The organism is Streptomyces sp. S.PB5 (assembly GCF_030403745.1).
Classification (GTDB): Bacteria; Actinomycetota; Actinomycetes; order Streptomycetales; family Streptomycetaceae; genus Streptomyces.
The window spans coordinates 95,778-112,373 of sequence record NZ_JAQMWP010000001.1 but is presented as its reverse complement, the minus strand read 5'-3'; the positions used below and the strand labels follow the sequence as shown (position 1 = coordinate 112,373).

Here is a 16,596-nt window from a genome sequence, read left to right as displayed (position 1 = left end):
GGCAGGGACCGACAATCGGGGTGTGGCTTTACGCCGAGGCCAGTGCCGGTTCCGTCGGGAGCGGGGTCGCCAGGGTCTGGTCGTACCTGTGAAGGATCAGGCCGGCCATCGCCGGGTGCGTGCCCAGGGGTGCCGACGCCATCCACGGTGCCGCCTCCGCGCACTCCGTCGCGAATCGTCCCGGCGCCGTGAAGTAGGACGCGATCGCCACTCTCGTACGGCCGTTCGCCGTCAGTGCCTCGATGGCGTCCTGGACCCTCGGGGCCGCCGTCGTCGCGTACGCCGGGACCACCGGGACGCCGAGGCGGTCGGAGAGGAGCTGCGCGGTGCGGCCCGTGTCGACCTTGGACTCCGGGTCGCGGGAGCCCGCGGCCGCGAGGACGACCGCGCTCTGGCGCCGCGTCGCCTCGTTCATGCGTGTGCGCCAGCCCGCCTCGACCAGGCGGGCGTACAGGGCCTCCACCAGGAGGGGGTGCGGGCCGAGCGTGGGGGCCACGCGTGCGCGTACCGCCGTCTCGGCGGCCATCTCGGGGATGTCCCGCTTGACGTGGTAGCCGCGGCTGAGCAGCAGCGGGACGAGGATCGCCTCGCGGTCGCCGAGTGCGGTGAGCGTGTCGGTCAGCAGGGGCTCGTTGAGCTCGATGTGGCCGAGGTGGACCGGCAGGCCGGGGCGCAGGGCGCGGACCTTGTCGAGGAGGGTGCGTACGGTGCTCAGGGCGCGCGGGTCGCGGCTGCCGTGGGCCACGACGACGAGCGCGGGCGGCTCGGGCCTGCGGCGGCCGTTGAGCGACACCAGGCTGAGCTGGCTGGCGAGCTGGCTGCTGATCCGGTTCATGAGGTGCGCCGTACTGTCGAAGTGGACTGTCCTGGACTCGTCGCGAGGGAGGTTCGACGCCGTCATGGACCGATGGTGGCGGTGGGAGGTTGCCGCCCCGTTGCGCGAAGATAACGGAGGTTTTCGACGGGTTCACCATGGGGTGGGAGGGGTGTGTGAGGTGGCTTGACCTGCGGTTTCACTGACGCGAGTGAGGCTGGTCACGTGCTCTGCGGTGAACCGCGGGGGCTTACGTCACGTCCCTGACTGTCGAAGGACGACCAGGGAGGAACCACCCGTGAGACTGCGCAGGCCGCGAAGGCCACGTCTCCCCCGCACCCGTACCGGGCAGCGGAGGCTCGTGCAGGCCGTGATGGCCGGGTGCGTGCTCGCCCTGCTTCCGTCGACCTGGATGTACGTGGTGACGGGCGACCGGCTGCGCACCACCGCGGACGTGCCCCGCACCGAGGTCGCCGTCGTCTTCGGCGCCGGTCTGTGGAACGACGAGCCGTCGCCGTATCTCGCCCACCGTCTGGACGCGGCGGCGAAGCTGTACCGCGAGGGCCGGATCGAGGTCGTCCTCGTGACCGGCGACAACAGCCGCGAGGAGTACGACGAACCCGACGCCATGCGGACCTATCTCACCGAGCACGGGGTGCCCGACCGGCGGATCGTCAGTGACTACGCCGGGTTCGACACCTGGGACTCGTGCGTCCGCGCCAAGAAGATCTTCGGCGTCGACGAGGCCGTGCTGATCAGCCAGGACTTCCACATCCGGCGGGCGGTCGCGCTCTGCCAGGAGGCGGGCGTGAGGTCGTACGGCATCGGGGTCGAGGCCAGGCACGACGTCACCTGGTACTACGGCGGGGCGCGGGAGATCCTCGCGGCCGGGAAGGCGGCTGTGGACGCGGTCTTCGAGCCGGACCCCCGGTTCCTCGGGCCCAGGGAACCGGGGGTGGGCCAGGCACTCGCTAGCGGCCGGTGAAGCGTGGGGCGCGTTTCTCCAGGAAGGCGGTCATGCCCTCCTTCTGGTCGTGGGTGGCGAACAGGGCGTGGAACACCCGGCGTTCGTAGCGGATGCCGTCGCGCAGGCCCGTTTCCAGGGACTGGTTGACGCACTCGCGGGCCGCCCTGACCGCCGTACGGCCGTAGGAGGCGATCGTCTCCGCCGCCGACAGGGCCTCCGGGAGGGCCTGTTCGTCGGGGACGACCCGGGAGACCAGGCCCGCCGCCTCCGCCTCCCTCGCGTCCATGGTGCGGCCCGTGAGGACCAGGTCCATCGCCTTGGCCTTCCCCACGAGCCGGGTCAGGCGCTGGGTGCCGCCGATGCCGGGGATCACGCCGAGCCTGATCTCCGGCTGGCCGAAGACCGCGGACTCCCCCGCGATCACCAGGTCGCACATCATCGCGAGCTCGCAACCGCCGCCCAGCGCATGGCCGTTGACGGCGGCGACCTTCGGGGTGCGGAGGTCCGCGAACTCCTCCCAGGCCGCGAAGTAGTCCTCCGCCGCCATGTCCACGGCCGTCCTCGTGGACATCTCCTTGATGTCGGCCCCGGCCGCGAAGACCTTCTCGGAGCCGGTGACCACGAAGCAGCCGACCTCGGGGTCCTCGTCCAACGGGCGGAGCGTGTCGAGGAGTTCGGTGAGGAGCTCGCCGCTCAGGGCGTTGAGGACATGGGGGCGGTGCAGTCGTACGACCACCACACGGTCGTGGCGTTCGGTCTTGATCGTGTCCATCCGTCGTCTCCTCCTGTGGGTCTACGAGTCCCAGATCGCGCCGTACGCCGGAATCCCCCGCCGTTCCAGGCCCTCCACGACCTGCCACGTCAGCTTCTTGTTGCTGATGCAGATGACCGCCTCGGCGCCGAAGTCCCGGTAGGCGGCGTACGCGAGGCGGACCATGTCGGGTTTGCCGTCGCGGGTGGTGTCCCAGATCAGGGCGTCGGGCTGGACGGCGAGGATCTCCTCGACGAGGGCGTCGCCGTAGGTGGTGCGGGGGTCGCGGGTCGCCCAGACCAGGCGGGAGGGGACCTCGGCGGCGAGGAGGTGCGGGAGGCAGGGTCCGATGCCGCTGCCGGTCGCCACGTAGATCACCTTCTTGAAGAGGGTCTCGATGTTGGCGACTCCGGCCGTGGTGATGCCCTTCACCCATACGCGGTCGGGAAGTTCGTCGATGAAGGAGCCCGTCCAGTCGCCGGCCCTGGAGATCGTCAGACGGAAGCCGGGTTCGCCGGGGGCCGGGACGTTGGCGAAGGAGTGCCATTCCTTCAGGGGGCTGCGGCTGATGGCCGTGGAGGAGCCCGCGAAGGGGGTCTCGCCGTGGTCGAAGCGGGCCAGCACGACGTGCGGGGAGGGGCGTTCGAGTCGTACGTCGACCTTGCGCAGCCTCAGCCAGGGCAGGGCGACGCTGAACGTGACGACGGACAGGACCGAGACCTCCGCCGGGCCGGGGGACACCAGGAGCGTGTGGGTCCAGAAGAGGGCGAGGGCCGTCCAGCCGCCGAAGCGGTGGATCTTCTCGAAGTGGTCGTGGTGGCGGGAGCGGAAGGGAGGCAGGGCCGTGGCGATGATCAGCGCGAGGAGGGCCAGCAGGGACCAGCCCACGGCCGCCGGCGCCCCCTTGGGGGTGCTGATCGTCAGCGCCAGGAACCAGGCCGTGCCCGCCAGCGCCCCGCCTACGTGCAGGCCGCCGAAGTGGTAGACCTTGCCCAGCGTCCAGCGGATCTTCAGGGGCCAGTTCGGCGATGCCCGAGTGGCCAGCCGGAAGAAGAGGTTGATGACGTACTGCTGGCGGACGATCACGGCGAGGGCGAGGTTGGCGAGGGCCGCGTGCCCCATCGTGCGGTCCGACGGGGTCCAGCTCGCGTACAGAAACCCGGCGTTGACCAGCAGGACCAGGGCCGCCAGCCGGTTGTGGTGCATCAGCCGCGGGTGCTTCAGCACGCGGCGCAGGGGCGAGGTCAGCGGGGGCAGGTCGATGTCCTGGCGTTCCAGTGAGGTCGTCATCGGGACACCACCGTCCGCTCCTCCGCCAGCCGCAGCAGGGCCGCCTTGTCGATCTTTCCGCGGTCGGTCTCGGGTAGTTCTGTCAGGGGCATGACACTCTCGGGGACGCAGTAGTACGGCAGCGCGTCCGCCACCGCGCGCCGGGCCGTGTCGGGGTCGACGTCGGCCGGGGTGACGAAGGCGACCAGGGTGCGGGCGTCCTGTTTCAGGGTGACCGCGCGGCGGCAGCCCTCGACCGACTCCAGGACCGAGGAGACGGAGTCCAGTTCGACGCGGAAGCCGCGGACCTTGACCTGGTCGTCGGTGCGGCCGAGGTGTTCGAGCTCGCCGTCGGGGGTCCAGCGGCCGAGGTCCCGGGTGCGGAACATCCGGTGGCCTGCGCCCAGGAAGGGGTCGGGGGCGTAGCGCTCCGCGTTGAGGCGGTCGTTGTCGAGATAGCCCGCCGAGACGCAGGTGCCGCCCGCCCACATCTCCCCCACCTCGCCGATCGGCAGCGGGCGCAGGTCGGCGTCGAGGACGTAGACCGTGTTGTTGGGGGTGGGGCGGCCGATGGACAGGACCGGCGACGACGGGTCGTGGCGGTGCATCGTGTTGACGATGGTCGTCTCCGTCGGGCCGCAGCAGTTGTAGAACGTCGCCTGGCGGGCCCAGCGGTCGGCCAGCGGACGTGGGCAGGGCTCCCCCGCCACCGCGACCGTGCGGACACGCGGGCAGCGTGCCGGGTCGATGCCGGACAGGACCGTCGGGGTCGCGATGACGACGTCCGCCGTACGGGCCGCCGCCGCGATGTCCCTGCCGCGGATGACGAGGGTGCCGCCGTGGGCCAGGCAGCCGAGGATCTCCCAGGCGGCCATGTCGAAGGCGATGTTGAGGAGCTGGGCGACCCGGTCGCCGGGGCGGATGCCGAGGTCGCCGGGGGCGGTGAGAAGGATGTTCGCGACATTGCGGTGGGTGACCTTCACACCGTTGGGCCGGCCGGTGGTGCCGGAGGTGAAGAGGACGTAGCAGCCGTCGTCGGGGTGGACCGGGATGTCCGGCCTGGCCGCCCGGTCCGCGCGCGGGGCCGGGATGTACGGCAGCGGCTCGTCGAGGGCGATCAGACGGTGGCCCGGCGGGAGCGGGACGCGGTGGGCGTGCTCGGCGACCGTGATCACCACCCGGGTGCGGGCGGTGCGGATGACGTGGGCGAGCTGGGGCGCGGGGGCGAGACCGATGTCCTGGGGGACGTAGGCGGCACCCGCCTTCAGGATGCCGAGCAGGCCGATGAGCATCGGGATCGAACGGCGGACGAAGAGGCCGACATGGTCGCCGGGCCGGACGCCCTCGCGGACGAGGCGGGCGGCGAGGGCGTCGGCGTGGCGGTCGAGTTCGCCGTACGTGATCCGCGCGCCGAGGTGTTCGGCGGCGACGGCGTGCGGGTCGGCGTCCGCCCGGCGCTCGACGGCTCGGTGGATCAGCGGGTCCGGGACGGGGACGGCCGGACCGACGCCGTACTGCCGGAAAAGGTGCTGGTCGCGGGGGGTCAAATGGCGCAGGGGCATGCTGGGGAAACCTCCTGGCTGACGTTTCGCATGAGGGAGTCGCCTGGCGCCAAGCTGGATCCGCGCTCGACTGTAGCCCCGGTTTTTCAACACTCAACAATGCGTCGTCGGCCATCGAAGGAAGGGAACGCGCCACATGTGGCGTCTTTCACAACAACGGCAACTCACGCCCCCGCCCGCGGCGACTCATGGGTGGACAGCTGTGTGCCTCACCGCGCCCGGTGCCCGGCGGGGAGGTCACCGTGCCGCCCGCGTAACAGGGGGCCGCCGCGCACGTAACACGGCCGAAGCACGCTGAGGAGCATGCAGAACTCCGCGACGCCCACCCACTGCCCCTACTGCGCCCTGCAGTGCGGGATGAATCTCACGCCGGTCCCGGACGGGGGCGTGGAGGTGACCGAGCGCGCGGACTTCCCGGTGAACCGGGGGGCGCTGTGCGGCAAGGGCCGGACGGCTCCCCAGGTGCTCTCCTCCCGGGTGCGCCTGACCTCCCCGTTGGTGCGGCACGAGGGCAAGCTTGTGCCCGCCACCTGGGACGAGGCGCTGGACCGGATCGCCGGGGAACTGCGGCGTACGCGTGCGGAGCATGGTCCGGACGCGTGCGGGGTGTTCGGCGGGGGCGGCCTGACGAACGAGAAGGCGTACACGCTGGGCAAGTTCGCCCGGGTCGTCCTCGGCACCTCGCAGATCGACTACAACGGCCGCTTCTGCATGTCCTCCGCGGCGGCCGGCGGGATCAAGGCGTTCGGGCTCGACCGCGGACTGCCGTTCCCGCTGGAGGACATCCCCAGGACGGGCTGTGTGATCCTCGTCGGCTCCAACCTCGCCGAGACCATGCCCCCGTCGCTGCGCTTCTTCAACGAGCTGCGCGAGAACGGCGGCACCCTCGTCGTCATCGACCCGCGGCGCACGAAGACCGCCGAACAGGCCGACCTGCACCTGGCGCCCAGGCCCGGCACGGACCTCGCACTGGCACTCGGTCTGCTGCACCTCGTCGTCGCCGAGGGCCGGGTGGACGAGGAGTACGTCCGTGAGCGCACGGTCGGCTGGGAGGACGCCCGGGCCGCCGCCATGGCGCACTGGCCGGAGTACGTGGAGCGGATCACCGGCGTGCCGGTGCCCCAACTCCGGGAGACCGTGCGGATGTTCTGCGAGCCCGAGTCCGCGATGGTGCTGACCGCGCGCGGGCCCGAGCAGCAGTCCAAGGGCACGGACACGGTGGGCGCGTGGATCAACCTGTGCCTGGCGACCGGGCGGGCGGGCCGTCCGCTGAGCGGATACGGCTGCCTCACCGGGCAGGGCAACGGACAGGGCGGGCGCGAACACGGCCAGAAGGCCGACCAGCTGCCCGGCTACCGCAAGCTGGACGACCCGGCGGCGCGACGCCATGTGGCCGAGGTGTGGGGGGTGGACCCGGACAGCCTGCCCGGACCCGGCCGCAGCGCGTACGAATTGCTGGACGCACTGGGCACGGACATCAGGTCGCTGCTGCTGATGGCGTCCAACCCGGTGGTCTCGGCGCCGCGTGCTGCGCACATCGAGGAGCGCATCAAGTCGCTCAACTTCCTCGCCGTCTGCGACGTCGTGCTGTCGGAGACGGCCGAACTCGCGGACGTCGTCCTGCCGGTCACCCAGTGGGCGGAGGAGACGGGCACCACCACCAACCTTGAGGGCCGGGTGCTGCTGCGCCGACAGGCGATCACCCCGCCCGAGGGGGTGCGCAGCGACCTGGAGGTCATGCACGCCCTCGCCGACCGGCTCGGTGTGGAGAAGGGCTTCCCGACCGACCCCGAGGAGGTCTTCGAGGAGCTGCGGCGGGCCAGCGCGGGCGGGCCGGCGGACTACTCCGGGATCACCTACCGCAGGCTGGCGGAGGAGAACGGGGTGTTCTGGCCGTGCCCCGCGGCCGACGCCGATGCGGAAGCGGGGCACCCCGGCACCCCCCGTCTCTTCCTCGACCGCTTCGCCACCCCCGACGGCCGTGCCCGCTTCGTGCCCGTCTCGCACCGGGCCTCGGCGGAGGAGCCGGACGACGAGTACCCGGTGCTGCTGACCACCGGCCGGGTCGTCGCCCAGTACCAGTCCGGCGCCCAGACCCGCCGCGTCGACGAGCTGAACGCCGCCGCCCCCGGCCCGTTCGTCGAACTGCACCCGAGGCTGGCGGCCCGGCTCGGCGCGGCCGAGGGCGACCCGGTGGCGGTCGTCTCCCGGCGGGGCCGGGCCGTGGCACCGGCCCGGATCACCACCGGCATCCGCCCCGACACCGTCTTCATGCCCTTCCACTGGCCGGGCGAGGGCCGCGCGAACACGCTCACCAACCCCGCCCTCGACCCGACCTCGCGGATGCCGGAGTTCAAGACGTGCGCGGTGCGGGTGGAGGCGGTGGAGCGGTAGCCGGCGCGGGCGGTGAGGTCCTGGTCACGGAACCGTACGCTGATCCGCGATGACCCATGACTTTGGCTACCGCTGGGGCCACTCCGCGCTGACCGTCGACTTCGACTTCGGCGGTGACTCGCCCCGGATGCTGGGGATGGCCCGCCCGGACGACCCCGAACCGCACCCGGGCACCCTGCCGTTGGCCGACGTCACACTCCTCGGGGAGGGTACGGGATGGTCGGGCCCGCGATTCCGGGGCACGGCGCTCGGACCGCGCCTGAGACACCGGGCGCACCACGCCACGTACGGCGACGGCTGGCATCGTCTGAGCGTTGAACTCCAGGACCCGGCAAGCGGGTTGACCGTCCACGCCGAGTACTCGTCGCCGGACGGGGTGGCGGTACTGCGGTCCCGGGTGCGGCTGCGCAACGACGGGGCCCGGGAGTTGACCGTTCGCTCCGCCGGCAGCCTGCTCCTCGCCGGGCTGCCCTCCCCCGACATCCTGGACGTGCACCGGGCGCGCAACGACTGGCTGGCCGAGGGCCGTTGGTACACCGAGCCGCTCCGGGACTCCGTGCCGGACATCGGGCGGGACGTCCACGAGCACGACTCGCGGGCGGCGCTGCGGCTGGTGGGGCGCGGGAGCTGGCCGACCGACGGGCACCTGGCGATGGGGGCGCTCACCGACCGCACCGACGGCCGCTGCTGGCTGTGGCAGATCGAGTCGGCGGCCGGGTGGGTGTGGGACGCGGGTGAGGCTCCGGCGCGGCAGACGTACGTGGGTCTTGGCGGGCCGGCCCATGACGAGCACGGGTGGCGCCAAGTGCTGGCGCCGGGCGCGGAGTTCGCGTCCGAGTATGCGGCCGTGGCGCTCGGCGACGGCTTCGACGGGGCGCTGGCCGCGCTGACGTCGTACCGCCGGCGGATACGCCGCCCGCACCCGGACCATGAACGGCTGCCCGTCGTCTTCAACGACTACATGAACACGCTGATGGGCGACCCGACCACCGAGAAGCTGCTGCCGCTGGTCGACGCGGCGGCGCAGGCCGGGGCGGAGTACTTCTGCGTGGACGCCGGGTGGTACGACGACACGGCGGACGGGGGCTGGTGGGACAGTGTGGGGGCCTGGCAGCCGTCCGGGCGGCGGTTTCCCGGCGAGGGCGGCATCGGGGTGGTCCTGGAGCGGATCCGGGAGCGCGGGATGGTGCCGGGGCTGTGGCTGGAGCCCGAGGTGGTCGGGGTGCGGAGCCCGGTCGCGGCGGAGCTGCCGGACGCGGCGTTCCTGCGGCACGACGACGGCAGCCGGGTCACCGAACAGGGGCGGCACCAGCTGGACCTGACCCATCCGGCGGCTCGGGCGCACCTGGACAGGACGGTCGACCGGATCGTGGGCGAGTGGGGCGTCGGCTATCTCAAGCTGGACTACAACATCACCACGTCGGCGCCGGGGCTGCTGGAGCACACACGGGCCTGGCGGGGGTGGGTCTCGGCCGTCCTGGAGCGGTATCCGGCGCTGGTGATCGAGAACTGCGCGTCGGGCGGGATGCGGATGGACGGGGCCTCGCTGTCCGTCACCCAGCTCCAGTCGACCTCCGATCAGCAGGATCCCGTCCGCTGTCCGCCGATCGCGGCGGCCGCGCCGGCCGTGGTGCCGCCGGAGCAGGGGGCGGTGTGGGCGTACCCGCAACCGGAGTTCGGGGACGAGGAGATCGCGTTCACCTTGGGCACCGCGCTGCTCGGCCGGATCCATCTCTCCGGGCATCTGGACCGCATGACGGAGCGTCAGCTCGGGCTCGTGCGGGACGCGGTGGCGACCTACAAGGCGATCCGCGGGGATCTGTCGACGGCGGTGCCGTTCTGGCCGCTGGGGCTGCCGGGATGGGCGGACGAGTGGGTCGCGGCGGGACTGCGGACGCCGGTGGCGGGGGCCACGTACGTGTCGGTGTGGCGGAGGGGCGGTGGCGGTGAACTGGCCTTGCCCGTAGACCACTTGGCGGGCGCCGAGGGCGTACGGGCGGAGGTGCTGCACGCGGCCGGGGATGCGGCGGCGGAGTGGGACGCGACGAGCGGGCTGCACGTGACGCTGCCGTCGGCGCCCTCGATGGTGCTGGTGCGGCTCATGTAGCCGGGTCGGAGCGGACGACGTGGCGGCCGAGCCAGTCCCCGCTCTCGATGAGCTTGCCGCAGACCCGCAGCCCCGTCGCCACGGCGGGAGCGGCGAGGTACACCCACGCGCGCACGGAGGTCCCGTCGGCGGTCCGGACGACGTCGCGCTCGACCCGCTCGTAGAGGTTGCGGGGGTCGCCGGGGGCGTAGTCCTCAAGGCGGTCGAGGGCGACGAGGAGGTCGTCGTACGCGTCGGGGAGGGCGGTGACGAGTTCGCCGTGGACGGTGCCGGGGTCCTCCACGGCGTAGGGGTAGCCGGGGCCGTCGTAGAGCACGGCGTTGTCGAGCCGGCCGGGCACCTCGGAGCTCGTGCGGCCGCGCAGGAAGGCGTCGTGGTTGACCTCTCCGGGGCGGAGGGTGCCGTAGACGAAGAACGGGAGTCTCACGGAAACGATTCTCTCCCCACACACACGGGTGCCGGACGTGCACAGACGCTCTATGGACATGACATGTCATGCCCCCTTAAATCTCAGGCAGCACGCGCGCCGCCTCCCGTTTCCCCCACTCTCCTTCCCCCCACTTCTCCTCCCTCCGCTCCCCCCACGCGCCTCAAGGCGCCTTTCCAAGGAGACAGATGAGCCGGATACGTCCCGTCCGCCATGCCCGGTCCCTCGTCGGGTCCCGCCTGGCCACGGCCGGTGTCGCCGCCACCGCCGCGACCCTCCTCGCCGCCGCGCTCGTCCCCACCGCGGGTGCGGCCGACCGGCCCACCCGGGCCACGGCGATCGACAACGCGGCCGACGCGCTCGTGGACCAGGCCTCGGCGCTCGGCCTCACGTCGGCACAGGACACCGAGGTCCGGGACGTGGTGGTCGACAAGGACGGCGCGCAGCACGTCCGTTACGACCGCACGTATCGCGGACTGCCCGTGCTGGGCGGCGACTTCGTGGTCCACCTGGCCGCGGACGGCACGTACCGCAGCGCGAACAGGGCCACCCGCCAGGCGATTTCGCTCCCCTCCATCACCCCGCTCCTCACCGCCCCGAAGGCCGCCGGCCTCGCGACCGACGCCCTGCGCGCGGCCAACCTCGGCGAGACCCTGAGGAAGCTGACCGCCAAGCCCGAGCTGGTCGTCGACGCCCTGCACGGCACTCCGAAGCTGGCCTGGCGGACGAACGTCGTCGCCCAGGACTCCCAGGGCAACCCGGTGGCCCGGACGGTACTGACCGACGCGGGCAGCGGTGCGCAGATCGACGCGTGGGACTCGATCGAGACGGCGACCGGCGACGGAAAGTCGCTGTACGGCGGGACGGTGCCGCTGGAGACGACCCTGTCGGGATCGGCGTACCAGCTGAAGGACGCGACGCGCGGGAACACATACACGGGCGACGCGGCGAACAAGACCGACCTCTGCATCCTGGGCATCTGCATCAGCCGCGCGCCGTCGACGGTCTTCACGGACGCCGACAACCACTGGGGCACAGGCGCGGCTTCGGACCGTGCGACGGCGGCGGTGGACGCGCAGTACGGCACCGACGTCACCTGGGACTACTACAAGAACGTCCACGGCCGCAGCGGTATCGCCGGCGACGGCAAGGGCTCCTTCAACCGCGTCCACTACGGCAACGCCTACAACAACGCCTTCTGGGACGACACTTGCGGCTGCATGACGTACGGCGACGGTGACGGGACGCAGCTCGGCCCGCTGGTGTCGCTGGACGTGACGGGGCACGAGATGTCGCACGGCGTGACCTCGAAGACGGCGGCCCTGACGTACTCGGGTGAGTCGGGCGGCCTGAACGAGGCGACGTCCGACATCTTCGGCACCCTGGTGGAGTTCTACGCGGGCAACGCCTCGGACACCGGGGACTACCTGATCGGCGAGAAGATCGTCCGGCCGGGCTTCGGCCGGGACGCCCTCCGCTACATGGACAAGCCGTCGAAGGACGGCAACTCGGCTGACTACTGGAGCAGTTCGGTCGGCAACCTGGACGTCCACTACTCCTCGGGCGTGGCGAACCACTTCGCGTACCTCCTGGCGGAGGGCAGCGGGGCCAGGACCATCAACGGTGTCTCCTACAACTCCCCCACCTCCAACGGCTCCACGGTGACGGGCATCGGCCGGGCCAAGCTCGGCGCGATCTGGTACCGGGCGCTGACCGTCTACATGACGTCCTCCACGAACTACGCGGGGGCGCGGACGGCGACGCTGAACGCGGCGAAGGATCTTTACGGTTCCGGGAGCACGGAGTACAACGCGGTGGCGGCGGCGTGGAGCGCGGTGAACGTGAACTGAGGGTGGGGAGGGGTGCTGCCGGGCCTATCGCCTCTCGGCGGTCTTCCGCGGGTCGTCCGCCAGGATGCGGTCCGCGAGCCGCCGTACCTGCTCCTCCACGGGCTCGTCTCGGGTGATGAACAACTCGTACCCGTAGAAGGCCATGCGTTCGGTGTCCGGCCCCGGGGCCTGGTGGAACATGACGTCCACTCCCTCGGGGCCGGTGAACGCCTCGGGAAGGCCGGGCTCCTCGCGGCGCGGTGAGACGCATGTGAGGACGCAGCCCCAGCGTGCGAACCAGCCGCTGTCCACGAGGGTCTCGTGCAGGAGCCGCGCGGCGGTGTCCACCGGTTCCTCCCAGCTGCGGTCCGCGGCGGCCCGCGCGAGTTCCGCCTCGTACTGGGCGAGGTCGAAGCGGAACTCCTCCGGCAGGGCGGTGATGTCGCTGGTGTTCTCCCACGCGTCCCAGATCACCTGGTCGCCCTCGCGGCGCACGGTGACGTACAGGGCGCCGCAGCAGCCGGCCGTGCAGGACGGCTCGGTGATCATGATCCGGCGGGGTTCCTCCGTGGCCGTCAGCGGCCAGCTCTCGGCCGGTCCCGTCCAGAGGCGGCAGCTGGGTGCGACGCCGTCCGGGTGGACCTCCTTCAGGACGTCCGCACCGTCGATCAGAGGCCGCACCTCGGCCCAGGGATCCCGGTCCCACTGCTGCGGGATCCGGTGCTGGAGGGTCAGGGTGCTGAGCGCCGGCCGTCGGGTCATGGCCCCATGATCGGCCGAGGCGGCACACCCGCGAAACCCGGTTTCCGGCGCGGCCCCGCACCAGGGGCGCCCCTGCAGCACGTGCGCCCTACGCCCCGTACGGGCGCTTCTGCCTCGCCTCCCGCAGTCCCGTGCCCCACCACACCAGCTGGTCGAGCATCGTCTTCGCCGCCGCGTCCGGGCCCGACGGGTCGAGCAGCTTGCCGTTGTCGTCGAAGGCTCCCCTGGCGTGGTCGAAGGACACGGTGTCCCGCATGGTCACCGCGTGGAGCTCCGCGAAGACGTGCCGCAGGTGCTCCACCGCGCGCAGGCCGCCGGAGATGCCGCCGTAGGAGGCGAGGGCCACGGGTTTGGCCTGCCATTCGGTGTAGTGCCAGTCGATGAGGTTCTTCAGACCGGCCGGGTAGGAGTGGTTGTACTCGGGGGTGAGGACGACGAAGGCGTCCGCGCCGGCGAGCTTCGGGGAGATGTCCGCGAGGGCCGCCGTCGTTTCCGGCGTCCGGGCGAGGGACGTGGGGAGGTCCGTGTCCGCGACGTCCACGACCTCGGTGACCAGGTCGTCCCGGTCGCGCATACGGTCGAGGAGCCAGTCGGCGACGACGGGGCCGAAGCGGCCGTGGCGGTTGCTGCCGACGACGAGGGTGACCCGCAGGGGGGTGTCGGTGATCTGCATACGGAACAGCGTGATACCTGAACCGAACTTGAGGTCAACTCCCGCTCGAGCGCGGCTGGAGTCACCCGGTCGCACCCCCGCCCCGCACCCGTCGGGTTCCCTTCCGTGACACCCCCGCCCCACGCCGGTGACCTGCCCAAACACCGGCCGGGGAGTCCCGGCGCACACCGGCCTGACACCCATTCACCGCATTTCTGACACACCCTCAGGAAGCGCGCTCGACTCGCTGCCACTTACCTCGGAAGGGCAGGGGACACCCAAGAGCTCCAGGGAGCACCGATGCGCCGCACCGCCCGCATGCTGACCGGCACCGCGCTCGCCGTGGCCACCGCCGGTCTGGTCGCCGCGCCCGCGGCCGGCGCGGACGCGGGATCCCTGGAGGTGTACCCGTCCTCGGTCGTGCCCGGCGGGCAGGTCACCGTGAACACGGCGGCGTGCGGGGACGGCGGTACGGCGGCGGGTGACGCGAGTGCGGTGGGCGCCGGGACCTTCACGCTCGCGCCCAGCACCCATGAGCAGGACGCGATCGGGCAGTTCGAGGTGCCCGAGAGCGCGCAGCCGGGGACGTACGAGATCGTCGCGACGTGCGCGGAGGGCGGGCGGCGGGTCACGGGCGACCTCGTGGTCACGCTGACCTCGGCCCGTCAGCAGGTGTATCCCCGGGGAAGTGTGAAGACGGGGGTCGGTGGCGCTCTGGGCCCCGATCCCGTGCAGACCGCGGCCGGCGTGGCGGCTCTCGCCGTCGCCGCCGCGGGCGGTACCTGGCTCCTGCATCGCCGGGCGAGAGGCGACGGGATCTGACGGACACCCTCCGCTGTCCGTCCGCCGGTACCGCATGTCCCTCCCCCTCCGGGTCCGATGCCCCTCGCGGCCCGGAGGGGGACGGGGGTCCAGCGAGAGGAGGTTCGCGTGCCCATGTTCGGCTTCGGCAGATTCGGCAGGGTCGGCAGGGTCGGCACGTTCAGCAGGTTCCGGTCCGGGCTCGGCCGGCTCACCCGGGTCAGCAACGTGGTCATAGCGGCCGTCACCGTCGTCGCGCTGTGCACCGGCGCGTGGCTGCTCCGCAGCGGTGCGGAGAGCCACGCCCCGCCGCAGCCCACCGCCGCCGAGGCCCGCGGCGGGCACGCCGACCCGCGCTCGGCGCCCGCGCTGCCGCCGTCCCCGCCCGACCGCATCCGCATCCCGTCGATCCGCGTGGACGCGCCGCTGACGGGCCTCGGCCTCACCCCCACCGGCAGCCTCGACGTCCCGCCCGCCGCGCAGGAGAACCTCGCCGGCTGGTACGAGGCCGGCACCGTCCCCGGTGAGACCGGCACCGCGATCGTCGCCGGCCATGTCGACAACGCGGACGGCCCCGCCGTCTTCTACGACCTCGGCGCCCTGACGAAGGGCAGCACCATCGAGGTGGACCGGCGCGACGGCGGCACGGCCGTCTTCTCGGTCGACTCCGTCGAGGTGTACGACGCGAAGGACTTCCCCGACGAGAAGGTGTACGGCGCCGCGCACCGGCCCGAGCTGCGGGTCATCACCTGTGGCGGGGGCTACTCACGCTCGACCGGCTACCAGGGGAACGTGGTCGTGTTCGCGCATCTCAGCGCGAGTCGCTGACGACGCTCCGGGCGATCGTCCGCGCGCACTCCAGCGATTCCGCCCCCGCGGTGTCCACCTCCACGTCGTACACCACCCCCTGGTGCACGATCTGCGCCTGCTTCTCCGCCATCCCCCGCACCCGGTCGCCCCGCGCGATCTCCCGGCCCGCGGCCACCTCGGGGGCGCAGCGGACGCCGACCCAGAGGACGTCGAGGCCGTCGAGGACCCGGCGCCAGCGTTCCTGGGTCGCGGCCCCGCCGAGGAAGACGTCGTCGATGATCACGCGGACGCCGGCGTGGGCCATGGCCGCGATCCCGCTCGCCCAGGCCGCCTCCAGAGCCATGAACTCCGGGCCGACGTGCACCGCGCCGTCCGCCCCGAACTCGATTCCCGCGCCCTCCTTCGGCATCGCCTCGATCAGCGAGTCGACCCCGAAGGTCAGCCACGGGTCCGGCAGCACCGCCTGCAGACACCGCACGATCCCCGACTTGCCGGAGCTTGAGCCGCCGTTGAGCACGATCACCTGGGTCGCCACGGGATCACCGTAGGTCAGGCGATCCACTGCTCGTACGCCATTTTCGCGACCAGCGAGAACACCACGGTCAGCAGGACGACCCGGACGAAGCCGCTGCCCTTCTTCAGTGCGGTGTGCGCGCCGAGGGTGCCGCCCGCCAGGTTGAACACGGCCATGAGCGCGGCCAGCTGCCACAGGACCGTGCCCTGCCAGGCGAAGGTGGCGAGCGCGCCGGCGTTGGTGCAGCAGTTGACGATCTTGGCGGTGGCGGAGGCGGTCACCAGGTCGAGGTGGAGCACGGCGGTGAGGGCGAGGACCAGGAAGGTTCCGGTGCCGGGGCCGATCAGACCGTCGTAGAAGCCGATGCCGAGGCCCGCGAGACCGATCGCGGCGAGGATGCGGCGGCGGGTGGCGGGTCCGGTCGCGGGGGCGGTACCGAAGGCGGGGCGGAGGATCACGAAGGCGGCGACGCCGAGGAGGACGACCATGATCACGGGCTTCAGTACGTCCGTGCTCATGCCGGCCGCGAAGAAGGCGCCGGCACAGGACCCGGCGAGTGCGGCCAGACCGATCCGTACGGCGAGCCGCACATCCACGGGCGCCTTGCGGGCGTACGTCACCGCCGCCCCCGACGTACCGACGATCGCCACCGCCTTGTTGGTGCCGAGCGCGTACGCGGCGGGCGTGTCCGACGGCAGGCCGAGCAGCATGGCCGGCAGCAGGAACAGCCCCCCGCCGCCGACCACGGCGTCGATCCAGCCGGCCGCCAGGGCCGCGAGGCAGAGGACGACGAGGGTGGTCAGCGATATGTCGGGCATGATCGCGACCCTAGACAGCGGATAGGTGCCCAGTCCATCGAGATGAGTTTCCGCACCTCACAGCCGGCCCCCGGTCCGCCCCCGGAACCCTCACACCCACCCCCCGCCCCTGTTGAGGG

At 72.1% G+C, this 16,596-nt stretch carries 15 protein-coding genes; 6 read left to right on the top strand and 9 right to left on the bottom strand.

The window, feature by feature from the left end; translation table 11 throughout:
* Positions 1–28: 28 nt before the first annotated feature.
* Positions 29–901: a sirohydrochlorin chelatase gene (locus PH203_RS00545; RefSeq protein WP_289914793.1), complete on the bottom strand. Its 873-nt coding sequence runs from the start codon at positions 899–901 to the stop codon at positions 29–31.
* A 217-nt stretch (positions 902–1,118) separates the two neighbouring features.
* On the opposite strand from PH203_RS00545, the gene PH203_RS00540 reads away from it, so the two are divergent.
* A complete protein-coding gene (locus tag PH203_RS00540; RefSeq protein ID WP_289916578.1) occupies positions 1,119–1,799 on the top strand; it encodes an ElyC/SanA/YdcF family protein in 681 nt (226 codons plus the stop codon).
* On the opposite strand, the gene PH203_RS00535 is transcribed toward PH203_RS00540, so the two are convergent.
* The 3 genes from PH203_RS00535 to PH203_RS00525 are packed head-to-tail and all read right to left on the bottom strand — an operon-like array spanning position 1,786 to position 5,363.
* Entirely contained in the window at positions 1,786–2,553 is a 768-nt protein-coding gene (locus PH203_RS00535; protein WP_289914791.1) for an enoyl-CoA hydratase-related protein, read from the bottom strand. The genes PH203_RS00540 and PH203_RS00535 overlap by 14 nt on opposite strands.
* A gap of 21 nt (positions 2,554–2,574) precedes the next feature.
* A complete protein-coding gene (locus tag PH203_RS00530; protein WP_289914788.1) occupies positions 2,575–3,822 on the bottom strand; it encodes a hypothetical protein in 1,248 nt (415 codons plus the stop codon).
* Positions 3,819–5,363, bottom strand: coding sequence for an amino acid adenylation domain-containing protein (locus tag PH203_RS00525; protein ID WP_289914787.1), 1,545 nt, complete (start codon positions 5,361–5,363; stop codon positions 3,819–3,821). Before PH203_RS00525 ends, PH203_RS00530 begins: the two co-directional genes overlap by 4 nt.
* Positions 5,364–5,666: 303 nt before the next feature.
* On the opposite strand from PH203_RS00525, the gene PH203_RS00520 reads away from it, so the two are divergent.
* Both PH203_RS00520 and PH203_RS00515 read left to right on the top strand, forming a co-directional pair.
* On the top strand, positions 5,667–7,757 hold the full coding sequence (locus PH203_RS00520; protein WP_289914785.1) for a molybdopterin oxidoreductase family protein: 2,091 nt from the start codon (positions 5,667–5,669) through the stop codon (positions 7,755–7,757).
* 49 nt (positions 7,758–7,806) lie between these two features.
* Positions 7,807–9,864 carry a glycoside hydrolase family 36 protein gene (locus tag PH203_RS00515; RefSeq protein WP_289914783.1) on the top strand — a complete coding sequence of 686 codons (2,058 nt, stop codon included), beginning with the start codon at positions 7,807–7,809 and terminating at the stop codon, positions 9,862–9,864.
* Here PH203_RS00515 and PH203_RS00510 read toward each other — a convergent pair.
* Positions 9,857–10,291 (bottom strand): gamma-glutamylcyclotransferase family protein, encoded by a 435-nt coding sequence (locus PH203_RS00510; RefSeq protein ID WP_289914781.1) that lies wholly within the window; start codon positions 10,289–10,291, stop codon positions 9,857–9,859. The genes PH203_RS00515 and PH203_RS00510 overlap by 8 nt on opposite strands.
* Before the next feature lie 188 nt (positions 10,292–10,479).
* Between PH203_RS00510 and PH203_RS00505 the strand changes: the two genes are divergently transcribed.
* Positions 10,480–12,141 carry a M4 family metallopeptidase gene (locus PH203_RS00505; protein ID WP_289914780.1) on the top strand — a complete coding sequence of 554 codons (1,662 nt, stop codon included), beginning with the start codon at positions 10,480–10,482 and terminating at the stop codon, positions 12,139–12,141.
* Between the two features lie 24 nt (positions 12,142–12,165).
* Here PH203_RS00505 and PH203_RS00500 read toward each other — a convergent pair whose 3' ends face one another.
* Complete coding sequence (locus PH203_RS00500) at positions 12,166–12,882, bottom strand: hypothetical protein (protein WP_289914777.1); 717 nt, start codon at positions 12,880–12,882, stop codon at positions 12,166–12,168.
* An 88-nt stretch (positions 12,883–12,970) separates the two neighbouring features.
* A complete protein-coding gene (locus tag PH203_RS00495; protein ID WP_289914775.1) occupies positions 12,971–13,555 on the bottom strand; it encodes an NAD(P)H-dependent oxidoreductase in 585 nt (194 codons plus the stop codon).
* 279 nt (positions 13,556–13,834) lie between these two features.
* Here PH203_RS00495 and PH203_RS00490 point away from each other — a divergent pair, with 279 nt between their 5' ends.
* Both PH203_RS00490 and PH203_RS00485 read left to right on the top strand, forming a co-directional pair.
* On the top strand, positions 13,835–14,356 hold the full coding sequence (locus PH203_RS00490) for a hypothetical protein (RefSeq protein ID WP_289914772.1): 522 nt from the start codon (positions 13,835–13,837) through the stop codon (positions 14,354–14,356).
* A 108-nt stretch (positions 14,357–14,464) separates the two neighbouring features.
* Entirely contained in the window at positions 14,465–15,163 is a 699-nt protein-coding gene (locus PH203_RS00485) for a class F sortase (RefSeq protein ID WP_289914770.1), read from the top strand.
* On the opposite strand, the gene cpt is transcribed toward PH203_RS00485, so the two are convergent.
* Both cpt and PH203_RS00475 read right to left on the bottom strand, forming a co-directional pair.
* Positions 15,147–15,680, bottom strand: coding sequence for a chloramphenicol phosphotransferase CPT (cpt, locus tag PH203_RS00480; RefSeq protein WP_289914769.1), 534 nt, complete (start codon positions 15,678–15,680; stop codon positions 15,147–15,149). The genes PH203_RS00485 and cpt overlap by 17 nt on opposite strands.
* Before the next feature lie 14 nt (positions 15,681–15,694).
* Positions 15,695–16,477, bottom strand: a complete 783-nt coding sequence (locus tag PH203_RS00475; RefSeq protein ID WP_289914766.1) for a TSUP family transporter — start codon at positions 16,475–16,477, stop codon at positions 15,695–15,697.
* Positions 16,478–16,596 lie beyond the last annotated feature (119 nt).